This is a genomic window from Chitinivibrionia bacterium (genome assembly GCA_009779925.1).
Taxonomy (GTDB): domain Bacteria; phylum Fibrobacterota; class Chitinivibrionia; order Chitinivibrionales; family Chitinivibrionaceae; genus WRFX01.
This window is the reverse complement of record WRAZ01000003.1, coordinates 38,043-55,912: the sequence shown is the minus strand read 5'-3', so window position 1 is coordinate 55,912 and position 17,870 is coordinate 38,043. Positions and strand designations below refer to the sequence as shown.

General features: G+C 43.1%; 18 protein-coding genes. 15 read left to right on the top strand and 3 right to left on the bottom strand.

All coding sequences use genetic code 11. The features are described 5' to 3' along the window. Nucleotides 1-110: 110 nt before the first annotated feature. From ahpC to FWE23_02095, 14 genes are all read left to right on the top strand, one after another. Entirely contained in the window at nucleotides 111-674 is a 564-nt protein-coding gene (ahpC, locus tag FWE23_02160; protein ID MCL2844242.1) for an alkyl hydroperoxide reductase subunit C, read from the top strand. Between the two features lie 15 nt (nucleotides 675-689). Further along, a complete protein-coding gene (locus FWE23_02155; GenBank protein ID MCL2844241.1) occupies nucleotides 690-1,181 on the top strand; it encodes a 6-carboxytetrahydropterin synthase in 492 nt (163 codons plus the stop codon). Then, nucleotides 1,182-2,810: an FAD-dependent oxidoreductase gene (locus tag FWE23_02150; protein MCL2844240.1), complete on the top strand. Its 1,629-nt coding sequence runs from the start codon at nucleotides 1,182-1,184 to the stop codon at nucleotides 2,808-2,810. Between the two features lie 81 nt (nucleotides 2,811-2,891). Beyond that, nucleotides 2,892-3,269, top strand: coding sequence for a transcriptional repressor (locus FWE23_02145; GenBank protein MCL2844239.1), 378 nt, complete (start codon nucleotides 2,892-2,894; stop codon nucleotides 3,267-3,269). 110 nt (nucleotides 3,270-3,379) lie between these two features. Further along, complete coding sequence (locus FWE23_02140) at nucleotides 3,380-3,637, top strand: ferrous iron transport protein A (protein MCL2844238.1); 258 nt, start codon at nucleotides 3,380-3,382, stop codon at nucleotides 3,635-3,637. Continuing rightward, the gene (locus FWE23_02135) at nucleotides 3,634-5,565 is read left to right on the top strand and encodes a ferrous iron transporter B (protein MCL2844237.1); all 1,932 of its coding nucleotides are present in this window, start codon (nucleotides 3,634-3,636) and stop codon (nucleotides 5,563-5,565) included. Before FWE23_02140 ends, FWE23_02135 begins: the two co-directional genes overlap by 4 nt. A gap of 21 nt (nucleotides 5,566-5,586) precedes the next feature. Then, nucleotides 5,587-6,159: a hypothetical protein gene (locus FWE23_02130; protein MCL2844236.1), complete on the top strand. Its 573-nt coding sequence runs from the start codon at nucleotides 5,587-5,589 to the stop codon at nucleotides 6,157-6,159. Further along, a complete protein-coding gene (locus FWE23_02125) occupies nucleotides 6,156-7,157 on the top strand; it encodes a flippase-like domain-containing protein (protein ID MCL2844235.1) in 1,002 nt (333 codons plus the stop codon). Before FWE23_02130 ends, FWE23_02125 begins: the two co-directional genes overlap by 4 nt. Continuing rightward, on the top strand, nucleotides 7,135-7,686 hold the full coding sequence (locus tag FWE23_02120; GenBank protein ID MCL2844234.1) for a CDP-alcohol phosphatidyltransferase family protein: 552 nt from the start codon (nucleotides 7,135-7,137) through the stop codon (nucleotides 7,684-7,686). The genes FWE23_02125 and FWE23_02120 overlap by 23 nt, the downstream gene beginning before the upstream one ends. Nucleotides 7,687-7,794: 108 nt before the next feature. After that, on the top strand, nucleotides 7,795-9,675 hold the full coding sequence (dxs, locus tag FWE23_02115) for a 1-deoxy-D-xylulose-5-phosphate synthase (protein ID MCL2844233.1): 1,881 nt from the start codon (nucleotides 7,795-7,797) through the stop codon (nucleotides 9,673-9,675). A 4-nt stretch (nucleotides 9,676-9,679) separates the two neighbouring features. Beyond that, nucleotides 9,680-9,838, top strand: a complete 159-nt coding sequence (locus tag FWE23_02110; protein ID MCL2844232.1) for a hypothetical protein — start codon at nucleotides 9,680-9,682, stop codon at nucleotides 9,836-9,838. 20 nt (nucleotides 9,839-9,858) lie between these two features. Continuing rightward, nucleotides 9,859-10,449, top strand: a complete 591-nt coding sequence (gene hisB, locus FWE23_02105) for an imidazoleglycerol-phosphate dehydratase HisB (GenBank protein ID MCL2844231.1) — start codon at nucleotides 9,859-9,861, stop codon at nucleotides 10,447-10,449. A gap of 70 nt (nucleotides 10,450-10,519) precedes the next feature. Then, complete coding sequence (locus tag FWE23_02100; GenBank protein MCL2844230.1) at nucleotides 10,520-11,302, top strand: SPOR domain-containing protein; 783 nt, start codon at nucleotides 10,520-10,522, stop codon at nucleotides 11,300-11,302. A gap of 10 nt (nucleotides 11,303-11,312) precedes the next feature. Continuing rightward, nucleotides 11,313-13,826 (top strand): beta galactosidase jelly roll domain-containing protein, encoded by a 2,514-nt coding sequence (locus FWE23_02095; protein MCL2844229.1) that lies wholly within the window; start codon nucleotides 11,313-11,315, stop codon nucleotides 13,824-13,826. Nucleotides 13,827-13,848: 22 nt separating this feature from the next. Here the strand turns inward: FWE23_02095 and FWE23_02090 are convergent, their stop codons facing one another. Together FWE23_02090 and FWE23_02085 are read right to left on the bottom strand one after the other, a co-directional pair. Beyond that, nucleotides 13,849-14,574 carry a methyltransferase domain-containing protein gene (locus tag FWE23_02090; GenBank protein MCL2844228.1) on the bottom strand — a complete coding sequence of 242 codons (726 nt, stop codon included), beginning with the start codon at nucleotides 14,572-14,574 and terminating at the stop codon, nucleotides 13,849-13,851. A 1-nt stretch (nucleotide 14,575) separates the two neighbouring features. Then, entirely contained in the window at nucleotides 14,576-15,790 is a 1,215-nt protein-coding gene (locus FWE23_02085) for a hypothetical protein (GenBank protein ID MCL2844227.1), read from the bottom strand. 124 nt (nucleotides 15,791-15,914) lie between these two features. On the opposite strand from FWE23_02085, the gene purB reads away from it, so the two are divergent. Next, the gene (purB, locus tag FWE23_02080) at nucleotides 15,915-17,336 is read left to right on the top strand and encodes an adenylosuccinate lyase (GenBank protein ID MCL2844226.1); all 1,422 of its coding nucleotides are present in this window, start codon (nucleotides 15,915-15,917) and stop codon (nucleotides 17,334-17,336) included. On the opposite strand, the gene FWE23_02075 is transcribed toward purB, so the two are convergent. Then, complete coding sequence (locus FWE23_02075; GenBank protein ID MCL2844225.1) at nucleotides 17,326-17,868, bottom strand: RsmD family RNA methyltransferase; 543 nt, start codon at nucleotides 17,866-17,868, stop codon at nucleotides 17,326-17,328. The genes purB and FWE23_02075 overlap by 11 nt on opposite strands. Nucleotides 17,869-17,870: the final 2 nt, after the last annotated feature.

Sequence of the window (17,870 nt, the reverse complement as noted above, 5' to 3'; positions counted from 1 at the left end):
TTTCACTTTTTTTGATTTTAGCCTTGACAAATATTTTGCCTATATATTATTTTCTTGCTATAAATGAGAATAATTCTTATTTAGGAACAATTATCATTGGAGGTTTATATATGTCATTGATTGGCAAAAAAATTGAGAATTTTAAGGTGCAAGCGTATTTGAACGGTGATTTTAAGGAAATTACGGACGCGGACTTAAAGGGGAAGTGGTCTGCTTTTGTGTTTTATCCTGCAGACTTTACTTTCGTTTGCCCGACGGAATTGGGTGATTTGGCGGATAATTATGAGAAGTTTAAGGCGGCGGATTGCGAGGTTTACAGCGTTTCTACAGACACGCATTTTACTCACAAGGCGTGGCACGACGCTTCCGAAACCATTAAAAAGATTAAGTATCCTATGCTTGCAGACCCGACTCACAAGTTGGCGGAACTTTTTGAGGTGCTTATCCCAGAAGAAGGTTTGGCGCTTCGCGGTTCGTTTGTGCTGAACCCTGAAGGCGAAATTGTTGCGTATGAAGTAAATGCGCTCGGTATAGGAAGAAACGCCGAAGAACTTTTGAGAAAAGTGCAAGCGGCGCAGTTTGTTGCAAAACACGGCGACCAAGTCTGCCCCGCAAATTGGAAACCCGGCGAAGAAACGCTTAAACCCGGTATTGATTTAATCGGAAAACTTTAAAAAAGGAGTAGAATTATGGAAAACAATAAGTATAGATCTATAGTAAATCTTGACTTTCAGTATGCTCACAGATTTATGAATTGGCCAAGAGAAGCAAAACATCTTCACGGACATTCGGGGCTTTTGAGCATAGAACTCGAAGACGAAGTTGACCCTATAACAGGTTTTGCGCATCCGTGTAAAGAGGGAGTAAAAAAAGCGTGGGAAGTTTGCGACCATTTTCACCACGCAACATTGTTTCAGGAAGGCGACCCGCTGCTTGACGCGGTTCTTGCGGTGTACGAAAAAGAAGGTATTATTAACGACCCGAAAAATTGTGTTCCGCTCAAAAAGATTGAGCACGAGCTTGCTTGGTCATATCCGGAATACAGAATAGTAGTTACCAAAAAAGTTTCTACTTGCGAAAACCTTTGCGAACTTTTTTATGAGCTTCTTAAAGATAAGATGCCCATCAAAAAAATAACTTTCAGGTCGTCTTTAATGAATGCTGCGAGCAAGGAGTTCTAAATGAATTCTGTTTATGACTTGATAATAATCGGCGCGGGACCTGCGGGTCTCAGCGCTGCTATTTATGCGGGGCGCGCCAAACTTAAAACGCTTGTTATAGAGCGTTCGGACATTGGCGGGCAAATTAAAATTACCTCGGACGTGGTTAATTATCCGGGAATTCCGTTTACGAGCGGTAAAGATTTAACCGAAAAAATGAAAGAGCAGGCAGTTGGTTTCGGCGTAAAATTTATTACGGACGAAGTAGTTGAAGTCGATTTTTCAAAAGACATTAAAGAGTTAAAAACAAAATTTAACGAAGTTTATCAGTCTGTCGGAGTGGTTATCGCAACGGGAGCAAGACCGCGCAAACTCGGATTTGAGGGCGAAGCGGAATTTGCAGGGCGCGGGATTGCATATTGCGCAACTTGCGACGGCGAACTTTTTGCAGGCAAAGACATTTTTGTTGTCGGCGCGGGATTTGCGGCGGCGGAAGAGGCGATTTTCCTTACGCGATTTGCTCGAAAAGTTATTGTAATCGCGCGCGAACCCGAATTTACTTGTGCAAAAAGCATAGCCGACCAAGTTATGGCGCACGAAAAAATCGAGGTTAAGTTTAACACGGAATTGCTTTATGTTCGCGGCGATAAAGTCGTCAAAGAAGCAAAATTTATCAATAATCAAAGCAAAGAAACGTGGGTTCATCACGTAAAAGAAGGCGACAACACTTTCGGCGTTTTTATTTTTGTAGGATACGAACCGCTCGGCGCAGTATTTAAGGAACGCGTGGAAATGGATAATTTCGGCTATATTTTAGCGGACGAAAATATGCAGACTAACGTTAACGGCGTTTATGTTGCGGGCGATATCCGACCAAAAAGATTGCGCCAACTTGTTACCGCGACTTCGGACGGCGCAATTGCTTCCACAAGCGTTGAAAAATACATTGAGCACAAAAAAAACGAGCTGGGAATTGTAAGCGAAAAAGAAGAGGACGACGCGCGGCAAGGCGACTCAAACTTCTTCTCACAAGAGGCAATTACGCAAATAAAGTATGTAATGGAACGTTGTCAAAGCCGCGTAAAAATAAACGCCGTATTGCTCGAAAACAACAAACTGTCGGACAGCATAAAGAGATTTTTGGACGATTTTTCTCAGATTACCGACAAAACGGAGATAAAAATTTTCAAGAAAGGCGAAAATCAAAGTTTAGAAAACGAAATTTCGACCGAACTTTATCCTGTAATTGCGTTGTTTGACGAGGCGGGGAAATATTCGGGCGTAAATTTTCACGGAACGCCCGCGGGACACGAACTCGAGTCGTTTATTCTTGCTATATATAATGTAGCGGGACCGGGGCAAAAAATAAGCGAAGAGCTCTCCCAAAAAGTAAAAAACCTCGGGCGTATCAATCTGAAAATCGGAGCGTCTTTATCTTGCACGATGTGTCCCGACGTTGTTCAGGGGTGCCAGAGAATTGCCGCGTTAAACGATAAAATCACGGCGGAAATGGTGGATTTATATTATTATCCCGAACTGAGAGACAAGTTTGACATAATGAGTATTCCCGCCCTAATTATCGACGATAGCGACGTCGTTTTCGGCAAAAAAAGTCTTGAAGAATTGCTGGAGATTTTGCAGAAAAAATAAATTTATCAGTATTTTGTTTTATCTGCGGTTTTAGGTTTGGCGCGCATAGTATTTTTTTAATGGAAAGGAGTATAAAAGTATATGAATGCCAAAAGAAATACTATTCAGCGCCGGCTTATTTTGGACGCAATGAAAGAACTCGACGTACACGCAAACGCCGAGCAAATTTATGATTACATTAAAAAAAAGCATTCGTCCGTAAGTAAGGCAACGGTTTACAGAAATCTCCGTCAAATGGTTGATATGGGCGACCTTTTAAGTATCGGCGACTTTTACGGTTCTACGCATTACGACCATAATCCCCGCAGCCATCATCATTTTGTCTGCGAAAATTGTCGAAAAATCTTTGATGTGGAAGGCAGATTTTCCGACTTGCGCGAACAAATTTCGGGGATAGACGGTTTTGACGTTAAGGGCTATAATTTAAATTTCAAAGGATTGTGCGAACTGTGTCGTTGAAATAAATAGCCGTATTAAGTGAAAAATTAGCGGGAAGGCGCAATCCTTCTCGCGCTTTTATGTATTTTTATGCTGAAATCTATTGTGAAAAAACAATTAAGGAGACATTTGTGTCTAATAAAAAAACAATAAATCTTTACGCCGCGCAGAAAAAGCGGATGTTTAAGATTATTTCGACCCCCGAAATCGGACTGCTCGAGAATATGGGTTTGCGCGCGGGAGTAAAAATCACTCTGCAAAACCGATACGCATTCGGAGGTCCCGTGCTTTTGCGAGTTGCGGACGCTTATTCCATAGCCCTCGGTAAAGATATAGCAAGCCAAATAACGGTTTGCGAAACTAACGACGAGGAGGACAAGGCGGCGTGAGTAATTCCAAAAAACAAAAAGGGCGTCATTGCGCAAAGACGAATAAAAGAATATTGCTCGTCGGAAATCCGAATGTCGGCAAAAGCGTTTTTTTCAGCGAATTGACGGGCATTAAAGTTGTAAGTTCAAACTATGCGGGAACAACCGTAAATTATATGGAAGGCGCGCTTAAAGCAAATTCCGCATACACGCTTATAGACGTGCCGGGGACGTATTCTTTGTCGCCGACCTCCCAAGCGGAAGCCGTGGCGACCGATTTGGTAAAAAAAGGCGCGGATGCTATTGTCTGCGTTTTGGACGCGACCAATCTCGAGCGAAATTTATGCCTCGCTTTAGAATTGCAACAGTGCGAAATTCCTATGATTTTTGCGCTTAATATGGTGGACGTTGCCGAGAGAAACGGCATAAAAATAAGCTCAAAATTGCTCGAACAGGAACTCGGCGCGCCCGTTATTATGACAGTCGCCGTAAAAAAACAGGGGCTGAAAGATGTCGAAGAAGAACTGAAAAAACTCTTTAAGGAAACGGACGAGACGGACGTTGCCTGCGGTCATTGCTCTACTTGCCCGTCAAATGTTCAGTGCAATCGCGGCGTGGCTATATGGTCGAGCGCCAAAGAAATTACCAACAAAGTGAGCAAAAAAGACAAACTTAAACCTTCGTTTATCGATAAACTCGGCGAGGCAATGGTAAATCCGTTTCCGGGGCTTCCTATTGCGTTCTTGGTTTTGTTGGCTCTTGTCGGCGTGGTGCGGTTTGGCGGCGGCGGATTGCGCGTGCCTCTTATTGCGCTTACGGACGGCGTAATTATCCCGTTTTTCAGAAACCTGTTCGAGAACATTTTCGCCTTTTTTGCAGGAGACGGCGGCAATTTGAGCTATCGTTTTCTGTATTACGACGGCGGATTTCAGACGGGACTTCGTATGTTTACCGACGGCGCTTGGCACACGGTTGTCGATGGCGGTTATGCGGCGGTCTGCGGTTTTGCCTGCGTGCTTTTAAACGTTTTAGTCGGCGAATACGGCATTTTTGTAATAAGTTTTCAATGGATAATCGCGCTTATTTTGCCATACGTTTTTGCGTTTTATCTGGGTATTTCGTTTTTGGAGGACTCGGGATATTTGCCTCGGGTAAGCGTTTTATTCGACAATATTATGCGTAAACTCGGCGTTCAGGGCGGCAGTTTAATACACGCGTTTTTGGCGCTTGGCTGCGCTGTTCCCGCTATTATGGGAAGCCGCGCGGCGACAACCGAAAAAGAGCGTTTGGTGATTGCGACCGTTATCTGCGTTGCCATTCCGTGCATTTCGCAAATCGGCGCGCTTATCGCTTTAATGTCCGCGTTTTCGTGGTGGATGATGCCTCTGATGTTCTTGTTTGCAATATTTTTGCTCGTCATAACGGCTCTTATCGCAAGCAAAATAATAAAAGGAAAAGTGGACGCGCTTATTATTGAAGTCCCCAATCTTTTGCTTCCCGAGCCGAAAGCGTATTTCAGAAAACTGAAAATTCGTATGAAACATTTTATGCTCGACGCGGAAGTTCCTATGCTTATAGCGGTGTTCTTGGCGGCTCTTCTTGCGGGAACGGGAGTTATAGGCGTTATTGCGGACAATCCGCAAGTGCAAAGCGTTGTAAGCGGCTGGCTCGGAATGCCTAAAGAAGCGGTAATATCTTTAATTCTGGGAATTGTGCGCCGCGAAATGTCGGTTGCGCCTCTGCTTGCTCTAAATCTCACGCATTTGCAGGCGTTTGTGGCGGGAGTGGTTTCGCTTATGTATCTGCCCTGCCTTTCGGTAATAGGAATTTTGGCTAAAGAATTTAAGGTTAAATTTGCGGTAATTATTTTCTTTTCAACCGTTCTTTCGGCAATTTTTGTAGGCGGACTTATAAATCAAATTGTGCGCTTAATTTTTGGCGTTGAGTAAAAAAAACAGGCGAAAATTGCAATGAAAATAACGAAATTTACCAGAGTTTTAGAAAAATTAGCGGCGAAAACAAAGCCGCTTTTTTGGCTGAGTTCTAAATATTATTGCAGCGTTATTCAAAAAGAAATTCGCCTCGCCGATATAAAAAAAGACGACCATATTCTATGTATCGGCGGCGGGAATTGCCCGTTCAGCGCGATTTTGTTCCACAAAAGAACAGGGGCGAAAATAACCGTAATAGACAACGAGCCGAATTGCCAAAAAACCTCGCAAAAACTCATAAAAAGTATGGGGCTAAACGAAAATATCTGTGTTAAATGCAAAGACGGCGGCTGTCCGTTCTTTGACTTATCGAAGTTTACGGTGGTGCATTTCGCCTTGCAGGTGAGCCCTGTAGAAGAGGTGTTTTCTAACATTTTAAAGCGCGTGTCGCCGGGCACAAAACTTTTGGTGCGCCGTCCGAAAAACACTTTGGAAAAAATGTATTGCTGCTTGGATAAAAGCAAATTCGGAGAATGCAAATGCGTTAAACATACAAAATCCTGCAATATCGGTTGCACTCTGCTCTACGTAAAAAAAGGAGAAGCGGAGTGAGAAATCGCGAGAACATCGGCGACAACGTCAGCAACAACGCAGGCGAAAATATCAGCGACAACGCGGTAAGGGCAGGTTTGAAACCTGCCCTTACAAGATACATTTTCGGTGCGCTAATAATCATTGCGCTGATATTTATTGTATTAAAATTTCCCGATTTTCGCCACGGTTTTTTGGAAAGCATAACAAAAATCCCGCTTTGGTCTATAGTTTTGCTTGCGGGAATTCAGATAATAACGCAACTTTTGCTTAATTTCCAGTGGGTTAAAATTGCCGCAAATACCGATGTGCGCGTAAGTTTCGGCAAAATGCTTTATATAAACAGTCAAGCCGAAATTGTGCACAGTATTCCCGCGGGATACGTGGGGAGCGAACTTACGCGTTTTGCCAAAATGGCGGGTATCGACGGTTGCTCAAAATCGCAGGCGGCGGCTGTGGTTGCGGCGCAAAAAATCTTCAGTTTGAGCGCGTTGTTTTTTATTTGTATTATGGTATTCGGTTTTACCGTTAGTGAAATTCCGCAGTTAAAAGAAAATTTACACACGGGGATTTTCGGAATATTGCTTGCTATTGCCCTGCTTTTTGCCTGCGTTTTTTTTATGCCCAAGCGAATAAAAGCGCATTTCGCAAAAATAAAACCTAAGACATTTGTCCCGTTTTTCTTGCTTTCTGTTCTGATATGGTTAATTTATCCGCTGAAAATGTATATATTGGCGGCGCAAATAAATCCCGACGTCGGCTTGTTTGCAATATCAGCGATGGCTTTTATTTCGTATATGGTTGCGCTTTTGCCGATTTTCCCCGCGGGTTTAGGCGGCTTTGAACTGACGATGACGGGACTTCTTTCGCTTCCGTTTATCGGATTTGCACCGAGCGAGGCGTTGGCTCTTACGATAATTTTTCGTTTCATCACCTTTTGGTTTGTTCTTTTATTAAGCATTGTCTATATCGGAATTTACAAAGGGATTGGCGGTTATGCTAAAACAAAAAATAATTAAAAATATTCCGAACGCCCTTACAACGCTTAATTTTTTGGCGGGTTTTACGGCAATCGTGCTTTCGCATCACAGCGAATTTCCGAATTTAGCAATCACGGTTGCCGCGATAATAATATTTGGCGGCATAATAGATTTTTTCGACGGTTTTTTAGCGCGCCGCCTTAACGTAGAAAGCGATTTCGGCAAGCAATTAGACTCTTTTGCCGATTTAACCACGTTCGGCATAGCTCCCGTATGCTTTGCCCACGCGATTTTTGGCTTACCTTTGCCGATAATTTTATCGACGGGAATTTTCGTCGTGGCGGGGATTTTTCGCCTTGCTCGATACAACACAGGCGACTTCAAAAAGCATTTTTTGGGGCTTCCCATAACCGTAGCGGGAATTTTACTTGCCGTGCACTGCGCCTCTTTTTCTTTTTGGGCGAATGAGCTTAATTCCGACGTAAGCCTTGCAATTACAACGGTTTTTATCGTTCTGTTGTCGGTGATGATGGTGAGTAATGTGAAAGTTAATCGGGTTTGGGAGTGAAGGATGTTTTCACAAAAATTCAAATAATTGGCTAAATTTCTGTTTTTTTTCCTAAAATACTGCCGCAAAAACTATTTTTGTACAAACAAATTAGCGAGGAAATAAAAATTGAACTTGTTGGAAAGCGTAAATTCGCCGTCAGACTTAAAAAAAATTCCCGTTGCAGACCTTGCGAAACTCGCACAGGAAATAAGGGACTTTCTTATAGATTCCGTAAGTAGAACAGGCGGACATATCGGTCCGTCGCTCGGAGTTGTCGAGCTAACGATTGCTCTGCATTACATTTACAATTCACCGATAGACAAAATCGTGTGGGACGTCGGACACCAAGCATACGCGCACAAATTATTGACGGGACGAAGAGACAGATTTGAAACTCTCCGAAAATACGGCGGACTCAGCGGCTTTCCTCACACAACAGAAAGTCCGCACGACGCGATAACCACAGGACACGCGTCAACTTCAATTTCGGCGGCTTTAGGACTTGCCAAAGCGCGTGATTTGCAAAAAATGAACGGCGAAGTGGTCGCGATAATCGGCGACGGCTCTCTTACGGGCGGACTTGCTTTTGAAGGGCTTAACAACCTCGGGCATTCCAAAACGCGGATGTGCGTAATCCTCAACGACAACGAAATGGCTATAGCAAACAACGTCGGTGCGCTTTCAAAATATCTTACCCGAATTATAACCGACAAAAAATACAATGCACTTAAAGCGGGCGTTTGGAACAAACTGGAAAATTTTTCGGGTGAGTTCGGCAAAAAAATGCAAGCGACCATACAAAAACTGACAAAATCGGCGAAGCAGGTAATAACCCCCGGACGACTTTTTGAGGATTTGGGTTTGCGCTATATCGGTCCCGTGGACGGGCATAATTTTGACGAATTGCTTCCTGTTTTAAGGTACGCGCACGAGCAAAACAGAGAACCGCTTTTAATTCACGTTTTAACTCAAAAGGGCAAGGGATATACTCCTGCCGAAACCGACAAGGAGAAATTTCACGGACTTGGCGCGTTCGACAAAGATACGGGCAAAACGCAATCTTCGGCAGGAGCTTCGTGGAGCAATGTTTTCGGTGCGGAAATGATAAAATTAGCCGAGAAAGACGATAAAATCGTGGCAATAACGGCGGCAATGTCCGACGGAACGGGATTGAGCGAGTTCGGCGAAAAATTTCCAGAAAGATTTGTAGATGTGGGAATTGCCGAAGCGCACGCGACAACTTTTGCCGCGGGGCTTGCACTAAACGGAATAAAGCCCGTTGTAGCGCTCTATTCTTCCTTTTTGCAGAGGGCTTTCGACCAAGTAATTCACGACATCGCACTCGATAATCTTCATGTTGTCTTTACGGTGGACAGAGCAGGGCTTGTCGGAGCGGACGGAGCAACTCATCACGGCGCGTTCGATTTATCGTTTTTGCGTTGCATTCCGAATGTGGTAATTTTGACCCCGGCAACAGCCTCTGACCTCAGATTTATGTTAAAATATGCGCTGAACGACCTTAAATGTCCAGTATTTATTCGCTATCCGAGAGGAATTGCACTCGACGACGGTATTAAAAATGACAAATTTGTGGAAATGGTTGAATATAAAAGCGGAAAAAGTGTTTGTATATTGGTAGCAGGTCATTTTTTGGAAACAGCGATGACTGCGGCTAAAATCCTTGATAAGAGCGGAGTTTCGGCAAGTGTGATTTCCATAAAACAAATAAAACCACTCTCCGAAGAATTATATTCGGCAATTTTGAAAAAGTTTGATTATATTGTACTGTGTGAAGAAAATTCGATAATCGGGGGATATTGCTCGGCAGTTTTGGAAATAAGCGAAAAATTGCTCGAAGAAAAGAAGGTAGCAAAAGCGCCTAAATTTATCAGAGTGGCTTATCCCGATTGCTTTGTCGGGCAGGGAAGTGTCTCGGAGTTGGCGAATGACCTGAATATGTCCGCGGAGCAAGTTGCAGAAAAAGTAATTGCCGCTATGAAAGGGTAAATTTATGTTGATAGTCGGGGTAGTTATAGGAATACTTTTTGCGTTGTTGTTGTATGTGCACGTTCTTTTGTCGAATAACGAAATAGAGAAAAATTGCTTGCTCCTGAGCGATGAAATAACAGAATATTACAGCAAAGCGCACGGCGACTTTTACGAAGAATAAAAAACCGGAGAGGATAAAAAATGACGAGAACAGCGACAATCGAAAGAAAGACCAAAGAAACCGACATAAAGATAACGTTGAATTTAGACGGTAGCGGCACAGGTATCTGCAAAAGCGGAAACGGAGTTTTCGACCACCTGCTCACGCTTTTTACCAAGCACGGGCTTTTTGACTTGGACTTAAAATGCGACGGCGATATTGAGGTTGATTTTCACCACAGCGCTGAAGACATCGGCATTGCACTCGGTCAGGCGTTTAAGGAAGCATTGAGCGAAAAACGCGGAATTATGCGCTATTCTTCGGTGTATATTCCGATGGACGAAACCTTGGTGCGCGCGGTAATTGACTTGAGCGGGCGTAGCAATCTGATTTACGAAGAGAACCTGCGCGACAGAATAATAAATTCATTCGAGGTGGATTTGGTCTATGATTTTTTGAAAGGGTTCTGCGATTTTTGCGGCGCAACCCTTCATCTGGACATCTTGCGAAGCCGAAACAGCCATCACGCAGTCGAGGCAATTTTTAAGGCATTGGGACGCTCTTTACGCCTTGCGGCAAGTATCGACGAAAGAGCAAAAAATGAAATTCCGTCAACAAAAGGTGTTTTGTGAAAAAAAACTAACACTTTGGTTGCGAAAAAAAATATTTTATAGGCAGAAATTAAGTTTTGGAGGAAAATATATGGTTATTACGCGTTTATTATCGGCAGGAGCGTTAACGCTTGCATTAGCAGGTTGCGGATTGTTTGACGGCAACAACAGAAACAACAGAAGAGACGCAATCCCACCGCCACCGACACCGGCGGCAGAACAAAGAGGCGACACCAGAGGAGCGGACGCTCTTTTTAACGAATTTTTTGACGTAGCGCCCGTTCAACAGGCAACTACTCCGCCGCCCGCGCAACGAGTTATCGCCCCCGAGCCCCCGAGACAGCCCGAAAGAAATTTCACATTCTCGCCGACAGGAAGATACGTTGTGCAGGTTTCAACTGTTGCAAATCCCGATTTGGCAAACAGCATAGCACAAAGATTTGAAAGAATGGGTTATCCTGCTTATGTAGCGCGCGTCGAAAACCCCACAACTTCATTGATAGGTACATTTTTCAGAGTTCGTATAGGTGGATTTGCTCGTGTTAGCGAAGCAAATAATTTCGGAGAAACGGTATTGAGACCGCTCGGCTATGATTTTTGGGTTGATAATCGCTCAAACGACCACGTCGGAATGGGTGGTAGCGGACTTGGCTCTTTTGACTTTGAGCCTACCATAACGACAATCCCGCCGTCAACTTATACACCTGCACCAGCACCAACCCCGACCCCTGCCGCGGAGACTGCACCGACAACACCGACAGTGGTTACAGTATCAACACCTGCAACAGCGCCGATTTTTGTGCCCGAAGCGGACGATACGTTTGATGCGGACGCTTCTCAAACAGGTAGCGGTTGGGATGACTTTGCTTGGTAGCATATAAATTATGATGACACCACTGACAAATTGGAAAATACTTACGCCGAGCAACGAAAACTTGTTCGGCGATATTATTTCAAGCGAGAACTTTGAGATAACAAGTGATTGGGTCAATACAACAATACCGATGTCGGTTGTCGGCTCGCTTTATGAGGCAAAAAAAATCGAAGATATATATTTTGGTAAAAATATGTTTAATTTGAACGGCTTCAAAACGGAGGCAAAAAGTCATTTTTCTTGGCACGCAATGCCCGAAAATTCGCCGTATAAATTACCGACTTGGTATCGTACCGAATTTGAAACAGACGACAAAAACACAGATAATCGTTGGTGGATTAAGTTTCACGGAATAAATTTTCGCGCAGAAATTTGGATAAACGGAAAGCGAATAGCAACCGAAACAGGTTGTGCAGGCTCATACAGACAATACGATTTCGACATAACAAAATGGGTTCGCCGATATAATAAGAATATCGTCGCCGTAAAAATCACGGCTCAACGCCACGACGAGCTGGGACTTACCTTTGTTGATTGGTCGCCCACTCCACCTGACGACGGCGCAGGCTTGTGGCAGAGAGTAGAACTCTATTCCACAGGAAAAATCGCAATAAAGGAACTTTTTGTCGACCCTGTTTTATCGGGCGACTTAAAAATGGCGGACGTAAATTTTTCGTGCAGATTGGTAAATAACACCGACGAAAAATTTGTCGGAAAACTAAAAATTATGCTCGACGAAGGACAATTTATAGAATTTGGCGTAAATATCGAAAAACACGACGAAGAACTAATCGTGGAAAAAGGCGTGCTTTTTGATAAAAATTTCGCGCTGTGGTTTCCGCACGATATGGGAGAGCAACGCTTATACTCGCTTTTTGTTGCACTTACCGACGAAAACTGCAGAGAGATAGAGACGGCAAATGTCCGATACGCGTACCGTAAAATAGAAAGCAAAATAAACGAATTCGGCGCACGTGAAATTTGGGTAAATAAACAAAAAGTTCTTATTCGCGGAGCAGCTTACGCACCTGATATTTTGCTTCGACAAGACTTTCAAAAAGAAAACATTGAAACCGATTACATAAAAGCAATGAATTTCAATGCTGTCAGATTTGAGGGATTTTTAGGAAGCGACAATCTCTTTAATCTGTGCGACGAAAAGGGGATTTTGGTACTTGCGGGTTGGTCTTGTTGCACGCATTGGGAAAAGTGGGACAAATGGATGCCCGAAGATTACCACATAGCCGAAGAATCGCTTAAATCACAGCTTTTGCGTTTGCGAAATCATCCGTCGTTGGCAGTTTGGTTTTACGGAAGTGATTTTCCGCCCGTGCCGAAAGTCGAAAAAATTTACCTTGCCGTGTTAAGTAAATACGCTCCTAATCTCGTCAGCGTTTCGTCTGCCGCCAAATTTCCGTCGGCAATTACGGGTGAAAGCGGAATGAAAATGAGCGGTCCTTACGGCTTTGTTCCGCCTGCTTATTGGTATGACGATAATATGAACGGAGCGGCACATTCGTTTAATGCCGAAACTTGCCCCGACGCATCGCTTCCCCGATACGAGTCTGCAATAAAATATTTGCCCGAAAACGAACGTTTTGTCGGTTCGCCATCTTGGAATTTTCATTGCGGAGTTTCGTGTTTTGAAGATAGTGAAACGACAAATAACGGTCTTGAAAAACGCTATGGTGTTTCTCGCAAGGATTTCAAAAAATTCTTGCAAGTCGGACAAATTATGGGCTACGAATGTTGGCGGGCGATGTATGAAGCGTATGGTCGAAATTTTCCCGACGGAACGGGAGTTATCGGTTGGATGCTTAATTCAAGCTGGGGAAAGAATTTTTGGCAACTTTACGACTATTACTTAGTTCCCACAGGCGGGTTTTACGGCGCGCAAAAGGCTTGCGAGCAAGTTCACTGCCAATATTCTTACGACGATAATTCGATTTGGGCAGTAAATTTTTCGCAAAAAACAAGCGAATTTTCATTGGATATAACACTCTACAACAAAACGAGTGATGTCATTTACGAAGAAAGTCGCAAAATAAAACTTGAAAGCGGACAAAGAACAAAAATTTCGACTGTGCAATTCGATAAAATCAACGAAGACTTTTTCATTTTGCACTTAGACTACAAAACGCAAACAAATACCTATTGGTTAAGCAAAAAGAGAGACGAATTTGTTCAGGAGCATACGCGAGAATGTTGGTATTATCGACCACAAACAAAATATGCCGACTTTTCGCCGATTTTAACTATGCCAAAAACGTCATTGAAAACCGTACTGAAAAAAGACGGAAGAAATGCCGAAATCACGGTTCTAAATACGGAAAATCACTTCGCCGCCGCTATTCAATTAGATTTTATGACGGAAAACGGTGAATTGTTTTATCCGATAAAGTTCAGCGAAAACCTGCTTTGGCTTCCTCCGCAAAGCGTAAGAAAAATCAATGCGACAATACTCGAAAATTCACATATTTCGTTTGATAATCTGACGTTGCGTGTTGAAGCGATAAATAGCTGAGAATTTTTAAGGCAGAAAAAACTTAAGACGACTTCCTGACCAAACCGAACAAATAACCGACATACTTAAACGCTTCCAAGCGGTAGAAAATATCCATTTCCCGATGGAAGAATGTCTTCACTTGTTTGTCGGCGAAGAAGCCTGTTTGGTCTTCCAAGCGGCGCGCCATGTGGGCGTAGTAGTTGTCCCAACCGCTTTGAGGGACAAGGGTCATCAGGTGAATGTCATAGCCGGCGGATTTCAGGAGTTTTCGGTAGCCCGACTCTGTTTCGTAGTTAAATCTTTCGTTGTCGTATATGTGCAGAATTTCGGGCGGAATTTTTTCTTTGTCGCAGAGAAGAATTAAGTCCGAAAAGGCAAGCCAGCCGCGAAATGCGAGCAAATCGCTTATCATTTCTATACTTTTCTGACGTTCAAGCATAGTTAAAACACCGCCCTCGGCAAGCACCAAATCGAAATTTTTGTCGAAATGCGGCTCTTTCAGTATGTCGCCTGTCTTGAAGGTGATTAAGTGGCTTATTCGTCTTTGTTCGGCGGCGCTCTGGGCAATTTTTATGTTGTCTTTGTTTATATCGATACCCGTTGCTTTACAGCGAAATTCCGAAACAATATTACAAACGCCGTCGCCGTAGCCGCAACCTATATCCAAAACCTTGCTTGCGGGCGAAACCCCTGCAAAACGCCCTGCCACAAGCGTAAATTCTTTGCCTGCCGGAGAGGTATAGTTGCTTTTTATGTCGGTAACCATTTTAGCGCACCTTTACGTAGAGAGCGATTGTTATAACCAAAAGAACAAACGAGGTTATATGAAACCACCAAGTTATTTTGGAATTTATGTCTTTATTTTGCCAATTTCTTGCGATTTTTGCCACTGTTTCATCGCTCAAAGTCTCGTCGTCTTTAAATTGCGCTTTGACATCGTCAATCTTGCAAAAACATTTTTTTTCACGCATTGAATATTGAAGATGATGATGAAACGGCGCGCGCTTAAACAAACGTTTGCCTTTTGAAATCTTGAAGTAAAACATTTGTATGAACGACGACGCGAATTCTCCTATGAAAATAAACGCCACAATCGGTATAAAAAATTCTACTTTAAGCAAGACAAAAAGCGCGCCTAAAAGCCCGCCAAGCCCAATAGAGCCGCTGTCGCCCATAATTATGGAAGACGGAGGCGAATTGAACCACAAATATGCTATTAAAACGCCAATCGCCGCTCCTATAACGGGAATTACCTCGTTTGTGCCGCTTGCAAACGGAATAAGCAGGTATGCGCTCCAGTCGGGACGAGATGTAATGTAGGCGACAAGCGCCAGAAATATAAAATTAGTTATAAGCGGAACCGTGGCAAGCGTGTCTATGCCGTCGGTGAAATTTACGCCATTTGCTACAACTGCTATGCCGAAAGTCGTTATAAGTACGTAAATCCAAAACGGCAAATCAACGGTAATTCTGTTTGTAGCAACAAAAGGAATGGTTATATTCTCGTTAATTCCCGGGACAAAATGATAGGCGATTATAGAAACCCAAAACGCGAAAAACAAGTAAAGTCCGAGCCGAATACTCGCTGAAATCCCGTCTGCTTTATAGATATACGACTTTTTTTCCATCTTTCCCGCTTCAATTTTTTTCTTGCTTTTAACCTTTACAATGTCATCGATAAATCCGATGAGCGCGTATAATACATAAATTAAAAGAGCTGACACAACAAACGCGTTAAAGCGTGCGGTTATAAAAGATACCGAAAGAATTACGACAGCAAAAAGTATGCCCGCAGGTTGAACGGGTTGCGATTTGCTTTTCTCGAGCTCGGCGGAAAAATCCTTTTTGCGCAAAAATTTAATTAACGGTGGAAATAAAAGTACTCCCAAAACAAACGACAATACAAGCGCGCAACTTGCCGCAAAAAGTCGGCTTCTCAAAAGCGGCATTTCCAAAATCTGTAAAAGAAATTCTATAAACATTTCTCGTTTTACCTCAACACATTAAAAAAAATCGGCAAACCATCGCGCAAAAATAATAAATTCCCGTTTGTCGAATGTGAAATATTGTATTTTTACGTTAAAATGTTGTAAAAAGAGGAAAACTATGAGCAAAATAGAGAACGTTTTGGCGAAAAGATACGCCGCCGAGCAAATAAAAAAGATTTGGTCGGGTGAAGGCAAAGTAATAAAGGAACGCGAATTGTGGATAGCCGTTATAAAAGCGCAGAAAGAATTGGGTTTGAATATTCCTGCGGAGGCGATTGAGGCGTACGAAAAAGTGAAAGAAAACGTTAATTTGCAAAATATAGCCGACCGCGAAAGAATTAACAAGCACGATGTTAAAGCAAGAATAGAAGAATTTTGCGACTTGGCGGGTTTTGAACACATCCACAAAGGAATGACCAGCCGCGATTTAACCGAAAACGTAGAGCAACTTCAAATTTTTGAGTCTCTTAAAATTATAAGGGAAAAAGCGATTTGCGCACTGATTAAAATGAGCGAGCGAGCAAAAGAATACCAAGATTTGATAATCACCGCAAGAACACACAACGTAGCCGCGCAACCTACAACTTTGGGAAAACGAATTGCAATGTTCGGCGAAGAACTACTAATGGGTATTGAAAGTTTGGACAGGCTTATAGAAAATTACGCAGTTCGCGGAATAAAAGGCGCGGTCGGAACGCAATTAGACCTGATAACGCTTTTTAACGGCGATAAAAATAAAGTCGCAGAACTCGAAAATTTAATAGTAAAGCATTTAGGTATTTCCAAAACAATGAACGCTGTAGGACAAGTTTACCCGAGAATGTCGGATTACGAAGTCGCCGCCTCCCTTTACAATTTAACGGCAGGCGCAGGCAGTTTTTGCACGACTTTGCGCATAATGGCAGGAGCTGATACCGCTGCCGAAGGCTTTGTAAAAGGTCAAGTCGGAAGCAGTGCAATGCCGCACAAAATGAACAGTCGTTCGTGCGAGCGCGTAAATGGTTTTCGCATAATTTTGTCGGGATATGTCGCAATGCTTTCGGGACTTTCGGGCAATCAGTGGAACGAGGGCGATGTTTCGTGCAGCGTAGTTCGCAGAGTAGCGTTGCCCGACGCATTTTTTGCAACTGACGGACTTTTCGAGACATTTTTGAGCATTTTAGACCAAATGGAAGTCTTTGAAGCCGTAATTCAGCGTGAAAACGAGTATTATTTCCCGTTCCTCTCGACTACCACAATACTTATGGAAAGCGTGAAAAAAGGCATTGGCAGAGAACTTGCGCACGAAATAATAAAAGAAAACGCGGTCGCAGTTGTTCGCAATTTGCGAAACGGAAAAATCTCCAAAAACAATTTACTCGAACGTCTTGCAGAAAGTCCTTTAGGCTTGTCGCTCAACGAATTACAAGCGATTATCGACAGAGGCGAAGATTTAATCGGCTCAGCAAAAGAGCAGGTTGATGAATTTGTCCGACAAACAGAAGTTTGGAGTGAAAAATTTCCAAAAGCTAAAGAATATGCCGTTGTAGCTATTTTGTAAGCAACAAAACCGTCGTTTTTCCGTATTTGCGAATATTGCCGTTCATTTCAGTCGCAATCTGGAATGCAAAACTATCGTCCGTCGCAAATTCAAAAATCAAAGTTCCGCCATCATTAAGAAGAGTGGGCAGTTCCTTTGTCAGCGCATTAAGTTCGTCCTTGTAATACGGCGGGTCAAAATAGATTATGTCGAATTTTTTATTCGCTCCTCGCGCAAAATCCGTTGCGTCGCCGCTTAAAATTTCTAATTGCTCACTCCATTGGTATTTTTTTGTTTGCTTTTGAACAAATTCGCAAAGCGCGGCATTTTTTTCGATTGCTTTGGCGTTCAACGCTCCCCGACTTATCATTTCCATAGAAAAAACGGCGCTTCCCGCACAAAGTTCCAAAACCGTGCTTCCTGCAATTTTTCCTTGCAGAATATTGCAGATTGCCTCGCGAGTTATCGCCTTTGTCGGACGAAAATCGCTTAAATTATCGGGGATTTTTATTTGTGTGCGCTTGTATTTCCCGCCGCTTACAGACAGTACCATTC